A 22,162-nucleotide genomic window follows, 5' to 3' on the forward strand; every position below is an offset into this window, starting at 1 on the left:
GCAGGCGTTGTAAGCCATTGCGCTAGTTTATAACCAAATATCCGGATATCCAAACCGGCCATCCCTTTCTTGTGGGTAATATCAGCGCAGCTGAAAATCTGATGGGCGTTTGCCGACCAGTTTAAAGAAAGTATTGCTGAAAGCGGATACACTGTTGTAGCCTGTGTCCCAGGCTATTTCACTGATTGTCTTTTCTGTTTCCAACAGATAACCCATCGCCCGGATCATGCGGGCCAGCTTCAGGTACTGGAAAAAAGAGATGTCCATTGTGGAACGGAACAGCCGGGTAAGCGTACGTTCGCTGATATTGAAGGCTGCGCTGATACTCTCCAGCGTAAGCGGTTCAGCCAGGTTGGCCTGTATGTATTTGAGTACAGGCTGCAATCTGGAATTGTCGGTGGTAGGCAGATTGATGGGCAGCGGTGAGGTACTGATATCCGGCAGAATGTTTTTAATGGCTTTGACAAACCGGTAGCCTTTGGAGCCAGGTAGCACATCTTTATCCCATTTGGCTGTATAGAGGATCATCTCCAGCAACAAGTTGTTTACCGGATAAATACCAGTGCGCCGGTAAAACGGGTCCTGTTCATCATCTTCATCTAAAAAAAAGTAAATAGTCCGCACAAAATTGGCGGGATAACGATGGGCAAAATAATGTTCTACCCCTGCCGGTACCCACATATAGTGGCGGGCAGGGAGAAAGTAGGTCTTGTCCCGTGTATATAAAAAGGCAACACCTCCTTCAACATAGGTGAGTTGTCCTTTGTTATGCTTATGGAAGGGGAAGTGATGTTCCGTTTTCCAATGCCATATATAGGCAGATTCCGGGATCTTATCCACTTCCTCAATGATCATTTCTGGTTTAAAATCTTCCATATGGCCGGATTTAGCAATTTTATGGCAATTTATAGCAAATATTTTAACCGGGATGGATTGAACTTTGCATCTTCATCAGATTAAATATGTTTTCAAATAGTAATAAGTGGCTTGTCGGAATCTTGCTTACCGCATTATTTACCAGCAAAACAGCCATTGGTCAGAACCCTGAGCAAAGCCCCATAACGTTAACGGATGTATGGAATAAAGCCGCAGTTTACAACAAACAATTGCAGATGCAATATCTCCGTGTACAAGGCACCCAACAGCAGGTTAAAGCCGCCAGAGATGAGCGTCTTCCGGAAATAAAAGCAAATGGAACTTACGCCAGAGTGTCTAACCTGGCCATCTACGACAAGGGGTTGTTTAATGCCCCATCCCAGTTTCCGGTAGTACATCAATTCTATCAGATAGGAGCAGATGCCTATCTCAACCTTTACAATGGCGGTAAAACATCCCGGGAAATACAGGTCAGACAAACAGAAAGCGAGCTGGCTCAGGAACAAAGCAATCTTACCGGTACAGAAATAAGATACAAGGCGGCAGGTCATTATCTGGACATATACCGGTTTCGCATGTACGAAAAAGTATTGTTGCAGGATATTAAAGAAAGAGAAAAAGAACTGGAAGAGATCCGGCAGCTAATGAAGAACGGCGTGGTGCTGAAAAGCGATGTGTTGCGCGCCGAACTGAAACTCTCCAAACAGAAAGTAACCCTGCTGGAAATACGTAACAGCCTGCAGATCGCCAACCAGCGGCTCAATATCATGATCGGGCAGTCAGACAGTATCGACAACAAACTGGCGCTGGACACGCTGGACCTTTCCTCCATACCGCAGAAGAGTTATGAAGCATATCTGGCAGATGCTAATGAGCATTCTTTTGCCTTTAAGATTTCAGAGAAGGAAACAGCCCTGAGCGAATTAAAACTTAAAGAGGTAAAATCCAATATACTACCTAAAGTAGGCCTGTATGCCGAATACGCCTATACGTACCCGCAAATCCAGTTCTTCCCTTATGCCATCAGTCTGTATGGTTTGGGACAGGTAGGCGTGAAAGCCGGTATGCCTATTTCGGCGCTGTACCAGAACAAACATAAAAGAGAAGCCGCCAGGATCAACCTGGAACGCCAGGAGATAGAACATGCTGATACCCAGGACCAGGTACGCCAGGAAGTAAGAGCGGCTTATCTCCGTTATACAGAAGCACTGGAACGTATAAGGGTGGCACAGGAGAATATTCTTCAGGCACAGGAAAATTTCCGGATCGTCAATAATACCTACTTCAACCAGCTGTCTTTACTCACGGACCTGCTGGACGCCGAAACACAGCTGCTGCAGTCCCGCTTCGACCTCACCACGGCAGAGGTGACTGCACAACTGCAATACTATCAATTACTGAAAGCAACTGGCAACCTTTAATATATGAGCAACACAAACACTAAAACGAACACGAACAAAACAGACAGGATTATCTCGAGGATCACCACAGTTGTTGCCTCCATTGTTGTGATATGCCTTGCCATATGGGGCGTGAAAACACTGCTGCACCAATGGAAATTTGAAGAAACCAATGACGCACAGATTGATGAATATATTAACCCTGTTGTGGCTAAGGTGACCGGGTACGTGCAGGAAATCCGCTACGAGGAAAACCAGGTAGTAAAAAAAGGCGATACCCTGGTGCTGATAGACGCCAGCGAGTATGCCGCGCAGCAACAGGAAGCAGATGCAGCCCTCGTGAATGCTGAAGCCCAGGTAAGCGTGATACAGAGTAATGTAAACACCGCCGGCGAAATGGCCAAAGTATACCAGTCGCAAATTGCGGCCGCCAAAGCGAAACTGCGCAACCAGCAGCAGGAATACGATCGTTACAAAAAACTGTACGATGTGGAGTCTGCCACCAAACAGCAGCTGGATAAGGTAGAAGCCGCACTGGAAGTGGCCCGTTCAGACTATAATACGTCAGTAGGTGCTTACAACGCAGCCCTGGCAAAAATCAATGATGCCCGTGTACAACAGAGTGCGCTTCAGGCAGAAATCAAAAGAAGAGCAGCAGTAGTTGAAAAAAACAACCTCACTGTTTCCTATACTGTTATCACGGCACCCTACAACGGCAAAATGGGACGCCGTACCATACAGCCCGGACAGCTGTTGCAGGCAGGACAAACACTTGCCTATATCGTAGACTGGGAAGCCGGTAAATGGGTGATTGCCAATTTCAAGGAAACACAGATCCGCCATATGACCATTGGTGAAACCGCAGATATTGTGGTGGATGCTTTTCCGGGCAAGACTTTTACCGGTAAGATAGAATCTCTGTCCGGAGCCACCGGCAGCCGTTTTTCTCTGTTGCCTCCGGACAACGCTACTGGTAACTTCGTCAAGATAGCCCAGCGTATTCCGGTGCGTATCCGGATCAATGGTACGCCGGAAGAGCTGAAAGCGTTATCTGCCGGTATGAGTGTGAATGTATCCGTGTCTAAAGTCCGTCACTGATCATGAGTAAGGGTAAACGTATTTTCAGACCATGGGCACCGGAATGGCTGACCAGGCTAACCATCTTCCTGGTACTGCTTCCTACCGTTATGTTGTTTGCGCTGTCTACTGCTAATGTAGGGGCAGCTACAGGATTCTATGGCGTAGAGCCGGCAGATATTCAGTTTTCCATGCTGTTGTATTATGCAGCACTGGCCAGTTTTACGCCGCTGGAACGGCGTTTTTTCAGCCGTGTTTCCACCAAGGAGTATTTCCTCATCTGCCTGGTTTTGCAGGTGCTGATCAGTTATGCCTGTTATCATACCAGAATGTTACCAGTACTCTTTGCATGTCGCTTTTTACAGGGAGTAGTAAACTGCGGGGTCACCAGTATCTGTCTGACACTGCTTTTCGGGGGATTGAAATCAGAGCATGCGCGGGAAATAGGGTACACACTTTTTTATACAATGATTCTGTGTTCGGCTTCCTTAACCTCGCTGGTGACAGCGCCTCTTGTAGATAATTATGAATACAATGTATTGTATAAAATGATCATCTACACTTTTGTACCGGGTGCCATCTTGTTACTGTTGCTGATGAACAAGGTGCATCTGGTGAGAAGGGTTCCGCTGTATCAGCTGGACTGGGCGAGCTTTTTCCTATACAGCCCCATCCTGATTCTGTTCGCTTATGTGGTCACCTATGGTCAGCAATACTATTGGCTGCAGGATGAATCCATTGTATGGAGCATTGTAGCGATCATCTTCCTGATGATCGTTTTTGTAACCCGGCAGCTTACACGTAAACGACCATTTATTCACCAGGAAGTATTTCTGTCGAGGGCTTTCCTGTTTGGCATATTCCTCATTGGGATGCTTTATCTGATCAGAGGAGCATTCAGTATCACCACCACCTATTTTTCAACGGTACTGGGCATGGACCCTATCAATCTGTATGAGCTGCTTATTTATAATATACTAGGCATATTGATCGGGGCTGTTATTGCCGGAAGGCTGATAATAAAGAAACGACCTATGCAGTTTATCTGGCTGGCCGGTTTTTTTCTGTTATTGCTTTTTCACGGAGGGATGTATTTCCTCTTTGCCTCGGAAGCGGACATGCGTACTTTTATTGTACCGCTGCTGCTGCAGGGAATGGGCGCGGGAATGGTGTTTACACCGATTTTGTTGTTTACGATATCCTCAGTGCCTGAAGGTATCAGCCAGTCGGCTGCTGCTGTAGGGGTGTTTATCCGTTTTGCCTTCTTTGGGATAAGCACGGCGCTGCTCAACTACTTCTCCCTGTTCTATTCCAAAATCCATGGCATGCGTTTGAGTGATCATATTTCCCCTACAGACTATGGATTGCAGGAGCGTTTGAACCTGTATCAATCAAGCCTCGCAGCAAGAGGGATGCAGCCCGATCTTGCTGCAAAGGCGGCCACAGGTCTGCTGGACAAGGCATTACAAAAACAGGCTTTTCTGAGATATGCCATGGACTATTATGAAATGGTGGTGATATTGATTCTGGGATTGATGTTGCTCATTATTATGGCGCCGTTTATTAACCGCATTATCATTGATGTAAAGGCTAAACAACCAGCTGCTGCAACGTTTTAATAATGACTTCAGGAGAATTTTTATAATATTCTGATTTTAAGTGGATTATTGGGGGTAAAAGAAAAGACGCATGAACTGCGTCTTTTCCATTTTATGCCTTTACTTAAAATTTTATTGCAAGAGCTCCTGCAGTTTTTTATCAAGTGTTGTGCCTTCGAGCTTTTGGGCGATGATTTTGCCTTCCGGACTTATAAGATACAGTGTGGGTAACACCTGTACATTAAACAGGTCTTTGGCTACTTCACTTTTGGGATCATGTGCCTGTGCCCAGGGATTGTTATCTTCTTTCATCGCTTTTAGCCAGGCTGCCTTATCACGGTCAGTGGAGATGCTGAGTATTTCAAAATTCTTCCCTTTGTATTGGCTGTACAGTTCCCGCATATGTGGAAAAGACGCTCTGCAGGGGCCGCACCAGCTGGCCCAGAAATCGATCAGCAGATATTTGCCTTTATAGTCTGACAACCGTATACTTTGATCAGCAGCATTCTTTAATACAAAATCAGCCGGTGTAGCGCCGTCAACGCTGAGCTTCCGGGCAGAGATTTCAGTGGCCACCGCTGCAGCTTCCCGCAGTGATTTAATAGCGGGGCTAAGCCGCTGGTAAAGTGTGGCCAGTGTTGTATTATCGAGAGCGCGGCTGTTGCGCTGCAGGATGACAGCTGCTGCATAAGAGCCTGGATGTTTGCTGACATATTGCGTTACCAGCTTTTTTGCGGATGCATTTTCCAATGCTTCCATATCTGCTGCTGCGGCGGCGTTAGGCTCTCCCTTGCCATTCAGTCGTTTTAAAATGTCTTTGCCATATTTCTGCTGTAGTGTTTTTTCATTTGTTTTCCAGGCTATGTCCATGTCTGCAGAAAATGCAGCATATACCTGCTGGGCATCTCCATTGGTAGCGGAAAACCGGGTGCCGGTGCTGTCTATTTTTGCAATCACCTGGTAAGTACCGGGTTTATCGATGAGAATGCCCTGCGGCGCATAACCACCCAGCACTTTGGAATCATGCAGAGAGGAAAACATCTGTCGGTAAGGTGCTTCAAAAGGTAGTTCCAGCGTAAAGGTCTTGTTTATCACCGTCAAAGAATCATATCTGTCGGGATTCCGGGAGTACATGTCTATACGATTGTATCCTTTGGTGTCGCCAATGACGGTGCCTTTGATAATAACATTTTTCTGCTGAGCATAGCTGCTGGTATACAAACCAGTGAGCAGCAGTATGATACGGGTGCTTGTTGAGAGTTTCATTCTGACAAAGTATTAAATTAAATGATAAAAACTATTTCCATTCGGGGTTCTGGCGGAGTTCTTTTCCTGCAGGATATTTATTGAGTACATCCAGCGGGATGGGAAAGAGATACATCATCGGAGCCGTGAAAACCCGGTCTTCAATTTTGGTGCGGTTATAGCTTCGTTTGCCATTGGCAACGGTTACCACCATTCCATAAATAGGTTGGCCTACCAGCTCCGGGCCTTTCTGCCAGCGGCGTATATCAAACCAGCGCTGTCCTTCAAAAGCCAGTTCCACCGTCCTTTCTTCCACATATTTATCCCAGGTCATTTCTCCGGCCGGGATAACGGGCATGCCTGCACGTACTCTGATGAGATTGACGTAGGTCCTGGCTTCTTCCATATTACCCAACTTCAGCTGACACTCGGCATAGTTGAGATATATTTCTGCCAGCCTCATGATAATACAGTTGTTGAAGTTGGGCACTGACACACCTTTCAGGTCATAGGTAGTGTCGAGAAACTTTTTCAGGTAGTAGCCGGTAGGAGTGCCTCTCTCGGATGGATTGGCGGCACTGCCTTTCTGCAGGTCAAGCACTTCTCCCCGGAAAAAAATACCATCATACAGCACACTGCTGTAGAAGCGCGGATCCCTGTTGGCATAGGGATGCTCCGGATCATACAGTGGTGAAGTGTTCCAGGGTTTACCATCTTTCATCATAAAAGCGTCTACAATGTTCTGGGTAGGATCATTGATACCACTGGCGAAGCCGGTAAAATTCCTGGGGTATTCGTAATCGTTCAGAGAGTGTTTCTGTTTACTTTGCAGGCTACCGAATTGTTTGTCGAAGATGACCTCCACATTGTTATCATTTCCAGGTTGGAACAGGGATTTAAAATCGGGGAACAACTGGTATTGGTTAAGGTCTATTACTTTTTTAGCTGCATCGGCAGCACCCTGGTAGTCCAGGGTATTCAGTAGCAACCTGCATTTCATGGCATAGCAGGCACCTTGTGTAGCCCTTCCTGTTTGTGCCGCGTCATATTTTACAGGCAACAACGAAGCTGCTGTTTCGAGATCCTGTACAATAAAACGAATGCATTCCTGCGGCGTAGCTCTGGGAATGGCCAGTTCATCATTCAGTCCCAATGGCTTTTGTATAATAGGAAAGGAGCCGAAGTGAGCATAGATATCCATGTAAAACCAGGCACGCAGAAAGTAGGCTTCCCCTCTCATACGCTGCTGCAATGCAGCGCTGAAGGGAGCGGACTGCAGTTGGTCCAATAGCTGATTACATTTCCGGATGCTGGTATAACCGGAGGTCCATACATCCGCGAAAACGCCGGTACTGGAATTATATTGGCCCAGGTTTACCTGTTGTGATTGCAGATAAGGGCGGTTGGCTTCTCCTTCATCTGTAATGCTCATCATCAGTTCTCCACCAGCCCGGTCATACTGGGAGATAATACCTGAATAGATATTGGCGATATAGAGATTTACCAGGCTACTATCTTTCCAGATCATGTCATCAGTGAATTTATCAAGCGGCCCCTGATCCAGAAAGCCTTTCTGACAGGCGCTCAGGCAGTAAAGACTGAGCAGTAATATATATGCGTATTTTTTCATGGTGTCTGTTGTTTTTATTGATTACAGCTGTATGTTGATACCGCCGTTGTAGCTGCGGATGATCGGGTACATGATAGTGGAGTTGGCGCCTGCTTCAGGATCGATCTGTTTAAGACGGCTGAAGGTGAGGAGGTTGTTGCCACTGAGATACATTCTTACCCCTTTGATACCCGCATGCCGTAACCATTGAGCGGGAAGGTTATAGGCTATCTCCAAATTTTTCAGCCGTATGTAGGAGGCATTGTGCAACCAGTAATCCGAATGCTCTGAGTTGTTGGCATAAGCAATGGATAGTCGGGGAGAGCTGGCATTTGGATTTTCAGGTGTCCAGTAATCCTTGTGTATTTCCTGCGGATGTCCGTCGTTTTTGAAAGGGAAGGCGTATGGGCCATATACATAGGTCTGCACATTTCCACTTCCCTGCCATAACATGTTCAGTTCAAATCCTTTGTAACGTCCACCTAAAGCAATACCGTACTGTATTTCGGGGTAATTGCCTTTGTCAGTCAGTACTTTGTCGTTGTACGTGATCTTTCCATCTCCATCAATATCCGCATAACGGATATCACCGGCAGCAACGGTAGGGTACAGGGGCTTAGGTCCTTTCTCTACTTCATCCTGTGATTGATACAATCCCTGTGATACAAATTTTGGGAAGGTACCTATGCCTACAGATTTGCCTGTAAGCCGCTGCCATTCAGGAATAGCGCCTGCTTCGGGATAGTACACTACCTTGTTGCGGGCAAAGGTGAAATTAGGGCGCACGTAATAGGAGAGTGCACCTGCCTTGTTTTCATATCCCACACTGATCTCGATACCTTTGTTGTCTACAATGGCGGCATTTTCTACCGGTAGATTTACACCGATAACATCGGGGAGGGCTTGCGCACGCGGAGCCAGAATGTCTTTGGTGCGTTTGTAAAAGTAATCGGCAGATACACTGATATGGTTGTCCCACAGTTGCATATCAAAACCTGCATTGCTCATCACGGCTTTCTCCCATGTGAAGTAAGGATTGGGCAACACATTCAACTCCAGGCCCTGATAATAGTTGGGACTGATACCACCGAAGGAATAACCATGACTCACACCATATCTATCCGTGCCTACGAGATTATAGGTAGACAGGAACTGATAGGGATCAACACGGTCGTTGCCCATCTGGCCCCATGAACCCCGCAGTTTCAGGAAATCAATCAAACCCGTCTGCGGAAAGAATGATTCCTTGGATACTACCCAACCTGCGCCCACAGAAGGGAAGAAACCGAAACGCCCATTAGGAGGAAATATATCAGAACCATCATACCGGAAGTTCATTTCCAGCAGGTACTTCTGTTGATAGTCATAGGTGAAGCGACCAACGAGCCCTTGCCGGTTGCGGCGGGTGGCAGTTCCATCTACACCAGCATTGGTAGGGTCGGCAGCATTGAGTATTTCCAGTGCAGGAGAAACAAAGTTATTCCCGGTAGCCCTGAAGTTGTTGCCCGCATCTGATGTTTGTGTGTACAACAACATACCACCTACATGATGATGATGGAAGGTATGATCGTAATTGATGGAAAGCTCGCTGGTAGCGCTGTACGACTGTCGGTATGTTTCTATCAGTCCGGGTGTGGCAGGCAGGTTATTGGCTTTTTTCAGATTCCTGGCATTGTCCATTGTATACAGGACATAGGGAGTAGAAAAGTTTCTACCATAGGTCAGATACCGGTCATAGGCGTATAGTCCTTTTACAGACAACCCTTCTATGAATGGCAGTGCATATTGCAGTGACACATTCCCATTGAAAGAAGTGCCGGTGCTTTTGTTATAACCGTCTGCCCCTCTGGATTGCTGATAAATATTACCTCTGGCAGCGGGAACAAAACTGTACAAGCCGTTGCTGAAGCGGTTAGCATAATAGGGGGGACTTGAAACAGCTATTTTCATGATGGTGGCGCTTCCTGCTCTGGCATCATTATTTTCAGTCATGAACCCTGCCAGCTGCAGGTTGAAAGTCAGGCCCCTGGCTACTTCAGACTGAAGATTGGAGCGAAGGTTGTAACGTTTATAGCTGATCGTCGGATAAAAACCGCCTTCATTATTGTAGCCGCCGGAAACGAAGTAACGGGTTTTATCGCTGCCACCGCTCACAGTGAGATCATAACGTTGCTGAAGGGAAGTGGGAGCGAGCACTTCACGGTACCAGTCGGTATTAGGGTAGAGGTCGGGGTCACTGCCGGTCCTGAATTTCTCCAGTACATCATCGGCATATCCCTTTCCAGCAGCGGGATTGAAGCTGTTTTCATTTTTAAGCGCCTGGTTATACATCTGTGCGTATTCGTAAGAACCAAGTGGCTTCAGGGCTCTGGTCTGTTGTTGCACAGCTTCGTTGCCCGTAAAGCTGATAGAAGGTTTGCCGGCATTCCCATTTTTAGTGGTCACCAATAGTACTCCATTGGCAGCCCTTGCGCCATATACTGCAATAGCGGAAGCATCTTTCAAAACGGTGATGGTCGCTACATCGGTAGGAGAAATGTTATCGAGGTTACGGCCCGGGATACCATCTACTACGATCAATGGGCTGGAGTTGTTGGTAGTACTGATGCCGCGGATATATATGGAGGAGCCTGAACCTGGAGCACCATCGGTTTTGGTAATAAATACGCCTGGCACTCTTCCTGCCAGCGCATCAGATACGCGTGCCACCGGGGCTTCCGTCAATTCTTTACCGCTGACAGTACCAACAGCACCCACCAGGTTGGCTTTTTTCTGTTGGCCATAACCTACCACCACAACTTCGGTCAATGCCTGTAAAGAACTGATCATAGTGATGTGCAGGGGAGTACTGGCAGTAGCCGTGATTTCCTGTGGTTTGTAGCCAACGCCGGATATCAGCAGTTTTTTATTGACAGCCCTGGAGATAGTAAACATACCGTTTTCATCAGTATGAGCGCCGGTGTTTGTGCCTGCCAGCTGTATACTGATCCTTGGCAACGGTAGACCTTTTTCATCCGTGATTTTCCCGCTGACGATTTGATCAACAGGGGAGAGTGTTACGGAGGAAAGTGCCTGTGGTACTGTATTCTCCTGCGATGAAGTCTCTGTGCCTAAAAGATCTTTGTTTCTGTTTTTGTTGATAGTAATGGCATAGTAATCCTTTTTAATGTAGAGAAATAATAGTCCATTCGGATAGAGAATGGATTTGAGCTGGTCTTCCACGCTTTCCTGTCTTGCATTGTCCGGATTGAAGCTGGTGTATAATCCACTCAGCAGGGTTTTATCATAAACAAAAGTAGTCCCGTATTTTTTTCCCAGTTTCTTAAGGGCTGCATCTACCGTTATTTTTTCCTGGACGGTTTTAGTAACAGGTATATTATGCTGGGCCGAAACCTGCCAGGGGGCAGCGGTTACGGCAGCACAAAACAATACCATCCCCAAAGGGAAGAATAGTTCTTTCCTCATAGTGTAGTTGGTTTTATATGATTTTGGTTAGCGTTAGCTATTTACTGTTGTGCATACAGTCTGAGGAGTGGTGGTATTCCGGACTGGATGGTTGATGATCGTTGTTTTATTTTCGGTTACTGAAATACATGGTGTCGTTCTGTTTACTGATTTGGATATCCAGTACATTGGAAAGAATAAAGAGGATGTCAGCTTTACTTTCCAGGTAGATGATTCCTTCGATTCTTTTTTCCAGCAAATTATTATCGTTCACTATAATTTTCTCTCCATAGTTGTTTTCCAGAATCTGAATGATTTCAGACAAAGGAGCATTGATGAGCGTGAGTTTGCCATGCATCCAGCTGCTGTAAGTGCTGTCTGTTTGGGCGGATGAAACCTGTTGCCGTAAAGCATCATATATAATAAGGTCTCCTGGTTGCAGGATGATGCCTGGTGTTTTTTGCCGATGGAAGTCGATGCGGATTTTTCCGGATTTTAGAAAAACACTGGTCTGATGATGGCGTTGTTTCAGATCAAATTCAGTTCCCAGTACGGTAACATCCGCATCGATGGAATGCACAACAAAACCCGCTACAGGATGGGTTTTATCTGGATGTACCCGGAAATAGGCTTCTCCCTTGAGCCATACCTCCCGTTGTTGTTTGTTCCACGACCGTTTGTAACGCAGTTCGGAATTGGCTTGTAAAGTTACGAGGGAACTATCGGGAAGGAGTACTTGTTTGATTTCCCCGAAAGCGGTTCGTATCCGTTGTGGAGCCAACAGCTGTGACCATGTATATTGGGCAATGATGCCTGCACATATGATCAGCCCTGTCCATACTGCGGCCTGGCGGAACCGGAACAATTGGCGTATGTTGCTGGTGCGGGAGGTTTCCGGCATGTTGGCCACAGCAGCCTTGAACCGGTTTAATGACTGCTCCGCGGCGATATCTGTTGGTAGATGATTCACAAAACGTATCTGCAGCAAAAGTTGGCGTGCAGTCTCCAATACAGCAGCTTGTTCCGGATGTGCAGTGATCCATTCCTGCCACGGGCCGTCCTGGTGTAAAACCCACTGCTGAAAGGAAGGGTCTCCCAGAAGATCTGTCACGCTATATGTATTCCGCTCCGGTCTATCGTTATGTCGCATTCCTGTTTTTGCTGTTTGCTGATATATAAAAGTCAGCCGGGGCAGATATTACCCCATGAGACTCCTGTTTTTTTAAATTTTTTTTCACTGTTTGATAAACAGCAAGCGGAGCATAGGTAAGAGTAGATAAAAGGGAAGATTGACGAGTAGTTTAAGTTCGTCCAGTGCTCTGGCCATGAGCTTGTAGGTTGCCTTTACAGAGATGTCCATGACCGCTGCAATTTCATCATACTGCATATTCTCATAAAAACGCAGGTATACCGCCTCGCGCTGTCGCGGTGTAAGTTGCTGTAGCGCCTGCAGGATGGTCGCTTTCAGTTGTTGGTCCTGTTCTCTATGAATGATGAAATGGTCAGCGCCAAATTCAGGTACGCTGGAGAGCGTAGCGCGTTCTTCGCGCTGCATGCGTTTGATGGCTTCCTGGTGATAACGGAAAAGTTTACGACGGAAACTGCTGTAGAGATAACTTCTGCTGGTATCCAGGGATGAGTTTCTGCTATGGGCCTGCCATATAGAGATGAACACGTCATGGATGGCGTCTTCGATCAGACTTGTATTATCTGTTAGTTTTCTGCCATAATTATAAAGCTGTTTATAGTAGTGTTTATATGCGTCAGCGGCCTCCAAAGAATCCTGGGCTTTGAATATGGCATTAATATTCCATTGTTGATTCGTATCCATCAGCGGGTCTAAGATAGAGTTTTTTTTCTCAACCTGTCAAGTGGGTAATTGTATTTGCGTATAGGCGAGGGCGTAGTTACTGTATATGGACTGCATACGGGATCAAATTCGTATACGCAATTCTCAGCGCCTTCGTATGGGAGAGAGGGATGCCGGGCTATAAAAATTATCCTCAGATTTTTCGCAGGATATCAGCGCAAGGCCGGAAAAGTTATTACAGGTTCATTGGGACCACCTGTAACCTTTATGGAAGCCACCCCCGGGGCGGTTGAATTTCGCCCCGTCAGGGTAGATACCTTAAATTCAGATTTAAATGGTCATTTTTCTATTTAACATAATGTTTATTATAGGAATAACATGAATCAGTTTTTATCCTCATCGAAGCGAATTGTTTCTAAGAAAGTTCGGGGGTAAAATTCTCATGTGAATCTGCCAAATGAAGCCGCTGAGAATTGTTTATATGAATTTGTGATGATGTATGGTATGCATATTTAATGCTGGGCGCACTGCCTTTAGCCAGGAAAAATGGAAAGCCCCCTATTACTATCTCCTTTATAGATATCATCATTTCTCCAGCATCGTAATAAATTCAATCACCTCGCCATCAAGCCCGTAAACCAGTGCATTACGAACTTTGAGCGGCGGCTGTCCCAGTGACAAATCATTCGGGGCGATGCAACTGGTAGCACCCAGGGAAAGTGCATGCTCATATGCAGCATCCACATCCTTTACGCTAAGCGCCAAATGCAGCAAAGCTCCGATGACAGGTGTTTCTCCGGCATTTCTGCGTCTGCCCTGTGCTGCTACCTGAGCGTCTTTATCGAAGATTTCGATGTAGGAATCTGTGCCAGGAATTTTGAGCAAGGCGGCATGGGTAATGCTGAATTCCGGCAGAGACCAGGAATGAAATGGTACGAGCCCCAGCGCTTCATAGAAGGCGCAGGTAGCTGAAAAGTCGTTGGCTTGTAGCGCCAGGTGGTGTATTCCGGTAATAGTGGCTATTGCTTTCATGCAGCAAACTTACATAGTACCGCAGGTATAAAAACCGGACTAACAAAATTGTTAGCGCTGAAATCCTTTACTATAGCAGGTTTACTGATCGTATTTTTTCACTACCAACCGTTGGGAAGAGTAAATTCCGGAATGTCCGCTGAAATAATAAGCAGTAAAACAGGCGATGGCATAATATAATACGTTATTGGCACCAAACAATTCAACGCCCATTAGCGTACAGGCAAGCGGGGTATTGGTTGCCCCGGCAAAGACAGCAATAAAACCAAGTCCCGCGAATAAATCTACAGGGGCGCCCAATAGCAGGGCCAGCGTATGCCCAAGGGTGGCACCCATAAAAAACAGGGGGGTCACCTCCCCTCCTTTAAATCCCATTCCCAGTGTTATGGCGGTGAAGATCAGCTTCCACAGCCAGCTCCAGTCGGATATCGTACCTGTGTTACTGAAGGCGTTGACAATGCTGATGCCATCCGGCGATTGACTGTATACGCCCAGACCCAGATAGTCACGGGTGCCCACTATATAACAAAGCAGGATCACAACCACACCGCCAACGACAGGTATAAGCCACGGTATCTTAATATAGGCATTGGCGTTATACTTAATCGTATGGATCAGCCAGGAGAAAAGGAAACCGGTGAGCCCAAAAGCAACGCCCGCCAGTATTACCTTTACCAGCAACAAAAAGTCTGTTTTTAAAAATGGTATAAACGACGAGGATACTCCGGTATACAATATATGATAGTGTGTATGGGAAATCCCCCAGGAAGAACAAACGATGTCTGCAAGCACAGCTGCGATCAGGCAGGGCACCAGGGCATCATATCGCATAGCGCCAATGGCCAGTACTTCCAGGGCAAATACTGTTCCTGCGATGGGTGTACCAAATACAGCCCCAAAACCTGCAGCAATTCCGGTCATCAGTAATATACGTATATCCCTGGCCGTTAACCCAAGCTTTTTACCGATCCAGCCAGCCACGCTCCCACCAATTTGTACCGCCGTACCTTCTCTTCCGGCTGAACCACCAAACAAATGGGTAATCACTGTTGTAAGCAATACCAGCGGCGCCATCCGAGCGGGCACTCCACCACCTGGCTGATGGATCTCGTCCATAATGAGGTTATTGCCTTTTTCTGCATTCTTACCACCCAAACGGTAAAGCCAATAGATCAATACACCCGCCAATGGTAGCAGGTACAATAACCATTCATTATCAAACCGGTAATGGGTGGCTTTGTCGAGCAGCCACAGAAATAAAGCGACCAGGCTGCCCACCATTATGGCAACAGGCAATACCAATACAGTCCATCTCAGCAGCTGATAAGCTACTGTCAATTGTTCCAATGATTTTTTTTCTTGTTTCATGTCCTACAAACAGCAATTTATAATGGTATAAATGATACCATCGTTATGATTTGTAGGCGCCATCAGTTTCGGACGAAACGGTTCGGAGCAGGAAGACACCATTTCCTGTGGTTGTAAAAGTATAATTAATCTTCCAATAATCCAGCATAATATGCTGCGCCCCAGAGAGCTGATTTATCATTGTTCACAATATGAATCGGTACACTGGCCAGCAGTTCTGCCATCCGGTCACCCTGCAGATAATGATGGTAGAAGTCTCCTGTTTCCAGCAGTGATGCAATTTTGGGAGGAATGCCGCCACCGAGGAACAAGCCTCCGGTAGCCTTCATCTTCAGCACCAGATTGCAGGATTCCCGCGCCAGGTACCGCACAAACAGTTCCATCGTTTTTACACAGATCGGCACTTTCCCTTCCAGGGAAGCTTTGCTGATGGCCGCTGCCGGATCACCGCTACTAATAGCCGCCTCCAGCGCTGAAGGAACATCCATTCCTTTTATATCCCGAAGGAATTCATAAATAGCCACAATGCCAGGGCCTGATATCACCCGCTCCCAGCTGGCCACTTCATATTTCTCCTGCAGATAACGCAACAATAAAATATCCAGATCTGTCCGCGGAGCAAAGTCACCATGACCACCCTCTGTAGGAAAGGGATGATGGTGTTTCCCATCCCAGTACAGACCAGCCATCCCTAAACCGGTGCCTGGCGCAATGATCGCCATATTGCCCATATTATCTGTGGCTCCCCTATGTAGCGTAATCAGCTGGCTGGGCGACAAAGTAGCCAGCCCATAAGCCGTTGCCTCCAGATCATTGATCAGTGCTACCGACTGGATACCGGTCACCTGGCGGATTTCATCTTCGCTCAGTTCCCGGGACAGATTGGTCAGCTCTACTTTTCCCTTTACTACCGGTCCGGCTACGCCAATGCATATACGTTGCGGGGCATTCGTTGTTCCTTCACTGATAAAATGCTGTATGATCTCAGAAAAACTGGCATAATTCCGTGAAGCATAAGTTTCTTCCCGCACCAGGTCCAGCACTCCTTCTGTAGCACGAAACAAAGCGAGGTTGGTTTTCGTGCCTCCCAGATCTCCTGCCAGAAAATAACTGTCTTCTCCCGGCTGGTAAACCGGAGCAACAAACCTTGGTAAATAATGTTGTTTTTTCATCGTCTGCATAACATCATTAACTTATCTCCTAAAAATAAATAAATTGGAACAGCATTTGCCCCCCTCTGAAGAAATTTCTGAAAAAAACGCCTCGCCATAATAATAGTCCTTTCTTCCCTGATACCTTTCCCCTACCGGCACCGATCCGTGATTTTTTGGAATAATATAACACACCATAAAATTGATGCTAATGGAAAGACATACCTATCAGACTGGACTTATCGGCAATTGCGCCTTTCTGGCGCATATCAACAAAGACACCAACATAGACTGGCTCTGCTGGCCGCGGATGGACAGCTCTTTTATATTTGGTGGCTTACTGGACAGGAAACAAGGTGGGGAATTTTCCATCCTGCCAACCGGGGATTTTGATTCCCATCAATATTATATGGAGAATACCAATGTTCTCTGTACAGAAATAAAAAGCTACGAAGGCAGCTACAGGATCACCGATTTTGCTCCTCGCTTTTTTCAGTATGAACGTTTTTTTAAACCGCTGATGCTGATACGAAAGGTGGAACCGCTGGAAGGCTCCCCCCGCATCCGGGTGAAATGTACGCCCACCTGTGATTATGGTGCGCTGAAGCTGCATGCGATGCGGGGCAGCAGCCATATTGAATTCACAGGTAGCGAAGAAAAAATAAGACTGACGACCAATATTCCGGTCAGTTATGTTTTTGAAGAGGATTTTTTTGTGTTGAATGATACCCGCTACCTGATCCTTACTTACGGACATCCCCTGGAAGCTCCCCTGGCGAGTACCGCTGAAAGGTTCCTCCGGGAAACGATCGCCTACTGGCGTACATGGATCAAACACTCTTCTATCGCCAATTATTTCCAGCCTTATGTGATCCGTTCGGCACTCGCACTGAAGATACACCAGTATGAAGATACCGGCGCCATCATTGCGGCCAGTACCACCAGCCTCCCGGAATTCCCTGAAAGCGGCCGCAACTGGGACTACCGCTTCTGCTGGATGCGCGACACCTATTATGTAATCACCGCCCTGAACCATATCGGCCATTTCGAGGAGATGGAACGTTACTTCGGGTATATCACGGACATCTCTTTTTCAGGTGACTTTCGATATCAGCCCTTATACGGCATTACCGGCGGGAGAGATCTGGTGGAAACAGTCCTGCCCGACCTCAACGGGTATATGGGCAACAAGCCCGTACGTATTGGGAATCAGGCCTATGAGCATATCCAGAACGATACCTATGGCCAGGTGCTGATTTCGATGCTGCCATTATATACCGATCATCGTTTTATTTTTTCGGAGAGAAAGGATTCGGACCGATGGATCGACCTGTTGCTGAAGAAGATAGAACGTACCATAGATGAAAAGGATGCAGGCATATGGGAATTTAGAAACATGGCTAACGTTCATTGCTATACGAATCTGTTTCAGTGGGCAGGTTGCAATGCTGCCGAAAAAATGGCCCGTACCATCGGCAATGAGGACCTGATTGCCCGGGCTGTTGCCCTGAAAGAGCGTGCCGCCACTCATATTGAAAGCTGTTACGACCCTGTCAGAAAAGTATACACCAATGCCGCCGGCAGCCAGCACCTCGATGCCAGTACCCTTCAACTAATCATGATGAACTACCTGGACCCGGCTTCCGAAAAAGCCCGGGACCATCTGACTGCGTTGGAAAAGGAACTGAAAACACCTGAAGGGCTGTTTTACCGCTACCGTCATTCCGATGACTTCGGGCTGCCTAAAACAACTTTCCTCGTATGTGCCTTCTGGTATGTAGAAGCCCTTGCCTGTGTAGGCCGGGTCGATGATGCCCAACGCGAATTCGGTAAACTGCTGCAATATTCCAACCACCTCCTCCTCTTCAGTGAAGATGTGGAATCTGCAAATGGCAGTCAATGGGGCAACTTTCCACAGGCCTATAGTCATGTAGGTCTGATGAATGCCGCCTATCGCATCGCCATGAAACTGGACAAACCAATTTTCATATAACGATGATAAATGCTGATGGGAGATCCCATCAGCATTTATCACAGTTGCTGTTTGAGCGTCCTCAACAAATGCCGTACTTCATGAGGACTGCGGAGGTAATACTGGGCTGCTGAGACCTGGCTACCCACTTTGATGGTAATAGCCTTCGGAGGCATGACCTTAAAAATATCTTCGTCGGTAACATCATCTCCCACGGCCATAATAAAATCATATTTTTTATGGTTTAGCCAACTGAGGGCCGCCTTGCCTTTGTTGATCTCGATGTTTTTCACTTCTATGACTTTGTCTCCCGGCAATATCTGTAATCCTTTCTCAACGGTATAATAGCGTAGGGTTCCCATCAGTTCATTGGCTCTTAATTCACCCAGGCCGGATTCTACCTTCCGGTAATGCCATACCAGGGAATAGCTTTTTTCTTCGATAAACGAACCCGGGGTCCGGTCCGTGACCTGTTCCATTATAGGCTGGATTTCCTGTTTCCATTTATCATTGAGGCCAGGAAGCTGGTACCACTCTCCTTCCCGGGTCTTCTGCCAGGCACCGTGTTCGGCGATGAGGTCCAGTGGCAGATGGCCCAACCACTCTCCCAGCGTTTCATGTTTACGGCCACTGATCATAACAATATCGTTTCCCGGAATAGAGGCAAGTTCCCTCAGCAGCTGGTACAGGTCCGGATCAGGGGAAGCCATGTCTATATTGGTCTGAAAGCCCACGAGGGTACCGTCGTAGTCCAGAAAGATGATTCTCTTTTTTGCCTGCCTGTATTGCTGGCGGATCATCACGGCCGTTTCCTGGTTTACCCGGCGGGCCAGCATGTTCTGCTGCATCTCATTCACCTCCTGCAGCCGTGCCATAAAGAGCTTTACCCAATGGTGGATGTTAAACTTAGACACTATCTGACGCATCTGTTTCATCCGTCGCTGTTGTTCGGGCAGCGGCATATTAAGCGCATCCACAATAGCCTGGGTGATGGCACCAATGTTATTGGGGTTGACAATGATGGCATCGCTCAATTCTTTAGAAGCACCAGCCATCTCACTGAGAATCAGTACACCATCGTTGTTGTTTCGACTGGCCACATACTCCTTGGTGACCAGGTTCATCCCATCGCGCATGGGTGTTACCAGACAGATATCTGCAAAATTATAAAGGGCAGACAACACCTGCAGCGGGAAGGAACGGTAAAAATATTGTACCGGGTGCCAGGCGAGTGTACGGAAGCGGGCGTTGATGTTGCCAACCTGCTTGTCTATTTCATCGCGAAGCTCTTTGTATTGTGGCACCGTATCGCGGGAAGGCACTACGATCATATACAAGACAACTTTATCCACGTATTCCGGATGCATTTGCAATAACAGCTCAAAGGCCTGCAGCCGCTGAAGGATACCTTTACTATAGTCCAGGCGGTCTATCGACAACACTATCTTTTCCTGCTGAAAGTTTTCCCGGAGGTTCTGCAAATGAAGCTTCACTGCCGGGTCTTTGGCCAGGCCGGCATACTTATCAAAGTCTATTCCCATGGGAAATGTCTCTACCACTACAGCACGATCATTATAGGAAACGACATTAGCGTTGGTATTGACTGGCAATATCCGGCTGGCGGCATTCAGGAAATGTCGGGTATCATCAAATGTATGGAAGCCCAGCAGATCGGCCCCCAGCATGCCCTCTATCAGTTCGGCCCTCCAGGGAATCAGCCTGAACAACTCATAAGAAGGAAATGGGATGTGGTTAAAGAACCCGATCGATATCTCCGGCATTTCTGCCCGTAGCATACCCGGCAATAACAACAGATGATAATCATGAATCCAGATAGTATCTCCCTGCTCAGCCACCTGCATCACCATATCCCGGAACTTCTTGTTGACCTGGTAATAGGCATCCCAATAGTTTTGTTCATAACGGGCATACACGGCCATATAATGAAAAACAGGCCATAATGTTTCATTGGAAAAACCTTCGTAGTAGTTATTGATTTCATCCTGTGTCAGAAAAACCGGCACCAGGTTCATTTGCCTCAGTTGTTTGGTTATTTTCTCCTGTTGTTTGGGTTCACTGATTTCTAAACCCGGCCATCCCAGCCAGATGTTATTTCCTTCCCTGTAAATAGATCCTAAACCGGTTGCCAATCCTCCTTCGCTGGGCTGCAGCGTAAATTCTCCAGCTTTCTCCGTAATCTTAACCGGTAACCTGTTCGAAACAATAATAGTCTTTCTCATAGTCTGTTTTATATCTCTGGTTATCAAATTACTTTGCAAAGCGAGCCGCTACAAAAACAAATAGCACACCCAAAAGAGCGGAACCGATACATATAAATAAACATAATGCGGCTAAAATGGCTATGGTTCATCAACAGGGCTTATCCGGAGGTGGATAATGGGTTTTCCTGCGAAAGGGTGATTTCGCAATATAATGATTTTCAATGGTAACGGAAAGGGAAATATCTCCCCTCCCTGCGTAATCCTTACCACGCAGGGGCATTAAAACATATATAAATAAATTATACTTTAAGGAAATTCAGGAGAGAACAATTAAAGTTCCTGGCTGTCCGGGGCGGAGATATTTTATTCTTCGTAAGAACGGGTCAGTTGCTCCATCAGCTCCATACCTGTCACTGCCTCTTCCACACTGCAGGGGTTGGCCACTTCCCCACGAAAATACTTCACAACATCAGCAATCAGGGGCTGCTGCACATGAGCGGGAGTATCGAAATTGAATACTTCTTTTCCGGTGGCTGTTTCCAGTGTCACCTGGTGGAAGTTGCTGAAGAAATGGAAACGGATACTGCCTTCCTCCCCGATGAGGATACATTCATCGGCATTTTGATGGGGCGGCACGATGAAATTCCAGGAACCGTTAAAGAGCAGGTTGCGGGAGAATAACAGCTGTCCGCTAACAATATCGGCTATACGGGGATCGGATCCTGTACTGATTCCCTTGGCTTGCAGGGGCTTACCGAAATAATACAGCAGGATGTCAAGCTGGTGGGGTGCCAGATCGTGGAAGAAACCACCGCCAGACAATGATGGGTCCAGCCGCCAGCCTGCATTTCCTTTAGATGCCGACTTCCAGAGGCGCAGGTTGGCACTGTAAATTTGTCCAATGCGGTTTTCTTCCAGCAGCTGTTTGACAAACACAAAGGCAGGCAGGCGCCGTCGGTAATGTGCAACACTCACCCGCATACCGGTAGCATTGACAGCGGCGGCTATACGACGGGCGGCCGCCGCATCAATCCCCAGCGGTTTTTCTATATATACCGGAAAACCTCGTTCTATGGCTGACAGCGCGTAGGCTTCATGACTACCCGGAGGGGTGGCAATATAGATCGCATTCACACCGGCATCATTGAGCAAATCGGAGGCGTTGTCGTAATAACGGGCTACATCATGTCGCCGGGCATAGTCCTTTGCCAGGTCTTTATTCCTGCGCATAACAGCCACCACATCACTATCTTCCGCCAGCCTGAAAGCCGGGCCGCTTTTTACTTCCGTCACGTTGCCGCAGCCGATGATACCCCATTTAATCGTAGCCATAGTCATTGATTATGAAGCCAAAATAC

15 protein-coding genes and 1 riboswitch are annotated in these 22,162 nt (G+C 47.0%); of the genes, 4 read left to right on the forward strand and 11 right to left on the reverse strand.

Features of this window, described 5'->3' with window-relative positions:
- Positions 1–81: 81 nt before the first annotated feature.
- Positions 82–876, reverse strand: coding sequence for an AraC family transcriptional regulator (locus tag KD145_RS02610; protein ID WP_249219716.1), 795 nt, complete (start codon positions 874–876; stop codon positions 82–84).
- Positions 877–998: 122 nt separating this feature from the next.
- Here KD145_RS02610 and KD145_RS02615 point away from each other — a divergent pair, with 122 nt between their 5' ends.
- From KD145_RS02615 to KD145_RS02625, 3 genes are read left to right on the forward strand one after another with little or no spacing between them, the layout of a single operon-like run.
- The gene (locus KD145_RS02615) at positions 999–2,297 is read left to right on the forward strand and encodes a TolC family protein (protein WP_212004359.1); all 1,299 of its coding nucleotides are present in this window, start codon (positions 999–1,001) and stop codon (positions 2,295–2,297) included.
- A 3-nt stretch (positions 2,298–2,300) separates the two neighbouring features.
- Entirely contained in the window at positions 2,301–3,374 is a 1,074-nt protein-coding gene (locus tag KD145_RS02620; RefSeq protein ID WP_212004360.1) for an HlyD family secretion protein, read from the forward strand.
- Between the two features lie 2 nt (positions 3,375–3,376).
- Positions 3,377–4,972, forward strand: coding sequence for an MFS transporter (locus tag KD145_RS02625; protein WP_212004361.1), 1,596 nt, complete (start codon positions 3,377–3,379; stop codon positions 4,970–4,972).
- A gap of 111 nt (positions 4,973–5,083) precedes the next feature.
- Here the strand turns inward: KD145_RS02625 and KD145_RS02630 are convergent, their stop codons facing one another.
- From KD145_RS02630 to glk, 8 genes are all read right to left on the reverse strand, one after another.
- The gene (locus KD145_RS02630) at positions 5,084–6,217 is read right to left on the reverse strand and encodes a TlpA disulfide reductase family protein (RefSeq protein ID WP_212004362.1); all 1,134 of its coding nucleotides are present in this window, start codon (positions 6,215–6,217) and stop codon (positions 5,084–5,086) included.
- A gap of 31 nt (positions 6,218–6,248) precedes the next feature.
- Complete coding sequence (locus tag KD145_RS02635; RefSeq protein WP_212004363.1) at positions 6,249–7,826, reverse strand: RagB/SusD family nutrient uptake outer membrane protein; 1,578 nt, start codon at positions 7,824–7,826, stop codon at positions 6,249–6,251.
- Positions 7,827–7,847: 21 nt separating this feature from the next.
- Complete coding sequence (locus KD145_RS02640; protein WP_212004364.1) at positions 7,848–11,270, reverse strand: TonB-dependent receptor; 3,423 nt, start codon at positions 11,268–11,270, stop codon at positions 7,848–7,850.
- Positions 11,271–11,376: 106 nt separating this feature from the next.
- Positions 11,377–12,399, reverse strand: a complete 1,023-nt coding sequence (locus KD145_RS02645) for a FecR family protein (RefSeq protein WP_212004365.1) — start codon at positions 12,397–12,399, stop codon at positions 11,377–11,379.
- An 84-nt stretch (positions 12,400–12,483) separates the two neighbouring features.
- Positions 12,484–13,080 (reverse strand): RNA polymerase sigma factor, encoded by a 597-nt coding sequence (locus KD145_RS02650; RefSeq protein ID WP_212004366.1) that lies wholly within the window; start codon positions 13,078–13,080, stop codon positions 12,484–12,486.
- A gap of 564 nt (positions 13,081–13,644) precedes the next feature.
- The gene (locus tag KD145_RS02655; protein ID WP_212004367.1) at positions 13,645–14,091 is read right to left on the reverse strand and encodes a VOC family protein; all 447 of its coding nucleotides are present in this window, start codon (positions 14,089–14,091) and stop codon (positions 13,645–13,647) included.
- 81 nt (positions 14,092–14,172) lie between these two features.
- Positions 14,173–15,459, reverse strand: a complete 1,287-nt coding sequence (locus KD145_RS02660; protein ID WP_212004368.1) for a voltage-gated chloride channel family protein — start codon at positions 15,457–15,459, stop codon at positions 14,173–14,175.
- 46 nt (positions 15,460–15,505) lie between these two features.
- Positions 15,506–15,574, reverse strand: a riboswitch (Fluoride riboswitch).
- Between the two features lie 10 nt (positions 15,575–15,584).
- Positions 15,585–16,640, reverse strand: coding sequence for a glucokinase (glk, locus tag KD145_RS02665; protein ID WP_249219717.1), 1,056 nt, complete (start codon positions 16,638–16,640; stop codon positions 15,585–15,587).
- 181 nt (positions 16,641–16,821) lie between these two features.
- Here glk and KD145_RS02670 point away from each other — a divergent pair, with 181 nt between their 5' ends.
- The gene (locus tag KD145_RS02670; RefSeq protein WP_212004369.1) at positions 16,822–18,603 is read left to right on the forward strand and encodes a glycoside hydrolase family 15 protein; all 1,782 of its coding nucleotides are present in this window, start codon (positions 16,822–16,824) and stop codon (positions 18,601–18,603) included.
- Between the two features lie 38 nt (positions 18,604–18,641).
- On the opposite strand, the gene KD145_RS02675 is transcribed toward KD145_RS02670, so the two are convergent.
- The gene (locus KD145_RS02675; RefSeq protein ID WP_212004370.1) at positions 18,642–20,822 is read right to left on the reverse strand and encodes a bifunctional alpha,alpha-trehalose-phosphate synthase (UDP-forming)/trehalose-phosphatase; all 2,181 of its coding nucleotides are present in this window, start codon (positions 20,820–20,822) and stop codon (positions 18,642–18,644) included.
- Between the two features lie 345 nt (positions 20,823–21,167).
- Positions 21,168–22,136 carry a Gfo/Idh/MocA family protein gene (locus KD145_RS02680; RefSeq protein WP_212004371.1) on the reverse strand — a complete coding sequence of 323 codons (969 nt, stop codon included), beginning with the start codon at positions 22,134–22,136 and terminating at the stop codon, positions 21,168–21,170.
- Positions 22,137–22,162: the final 26 nt, after the last annotated feature.

The organism is Chitinophaga sp. HK235 (assembly GCF_018255755.1).
In the GTDB taxonomy this organism is placed as follows: domain Bacteria; phylum Bacteroidota; class Bacteroidia; order Chitinophagales; family Chitinophagaceae; genus Chitinophaga.

Bases quoted from the DNA above. Each gene is read 5' to 3' on its own strand.
- KD145_RS02610 (WP_249219716.1), bottom strand. From the start codon at position 876: ATGGAAGATTTTAAACCAGAAATGATCATTGAGGAAGTGGATAAGATC.
- KD145_RS02620 (WP_212004360.1), top strand. From the start codon at position 2,301: ATGAGCAACACAAACACTAAAACGAACACGAACAAAACAGACAGGATT.
- KD145_RS02625 (WP_212004361.1), top strand. From the start codon at position 3,377: ATGAGTAAGGGTAAACGTATTTTCAGACCATGGGCACCGGAATGGCTG.
- KD145_RS02630 (WP_212004362.1), bottom strand. From the start codon at position 6,217: ATGAAACTCTCAACAAGCACCCGTATCATACTGCTGCTCACTGGTTTG.
- KD145_RS02635 (WP_212004363.1), bottom strand. From the start codon at position 7,826: ATGAAAAAATACGCATATATATTACTGCTCAGTCTTTACTGCCTGAGC.
- KD145_RS02640 (WP_212004364.1), bottom strand. From the start codon at position 11,270: ATGAGGAAAGAACTATTCTTCCCTTTGGGGATGGTATTGTTTTGTGCT.
- KD145_RS02645 (WP_212004365.1), bottom strand. From the start codon at position 12,399: ATGCGACATAACGATAGACCGGAGCGGAATACATATAGCGTGACAGAT.
- KD145_RS02650 (WP_212004366.1), bottom strand. From the start codon at position 13,080: ATGGATACGAATCAACAATGGAATATTAATGCCATATTCAAAGCCCAG.
- KD145_RS02655 (WP_212004367.1), bottom strand. From the start codon at position 14,091: ATGAAAGCAATAGCCACTATTACCGGAATACACCACCTGGCGCTACAA.
- KD145_RS02660 (WP_212004368.1), bottom strand. From the start codon at position 15,459: ATGAAACAAGAAAAAAAATCATTGGAACAATTGACAGTAGCTTATCAG.
- glk (WP_249219717.1), bottom strand. From the start codon at position 16,640: ATGCAGACGATGAAAAAACAACATTATTTACCAAGGTTTGTTGCTCCG.
- KD145_RS02670 (WP_212004369.1), top strand. From the start codon at position 16,822: ATGGAAAGACATACCTATCAGACTGGACTTATCGGCAATTGCGCCTTT.
- KD145_RS02675 (WP_212004370.1), bottom strand. From the start codon at position 20,822: ATGAGAAAGACTATTATTGTTTCGAACAGGTTACCGGTTAAGATTACG.
- KD145_RS02680 (WP_212004371.1), bottom strand. From the start codon at position 22,136: ATGGCTACGATTAAATGGGGTATCATCGGCTGCGGCAACGTGACGGAA.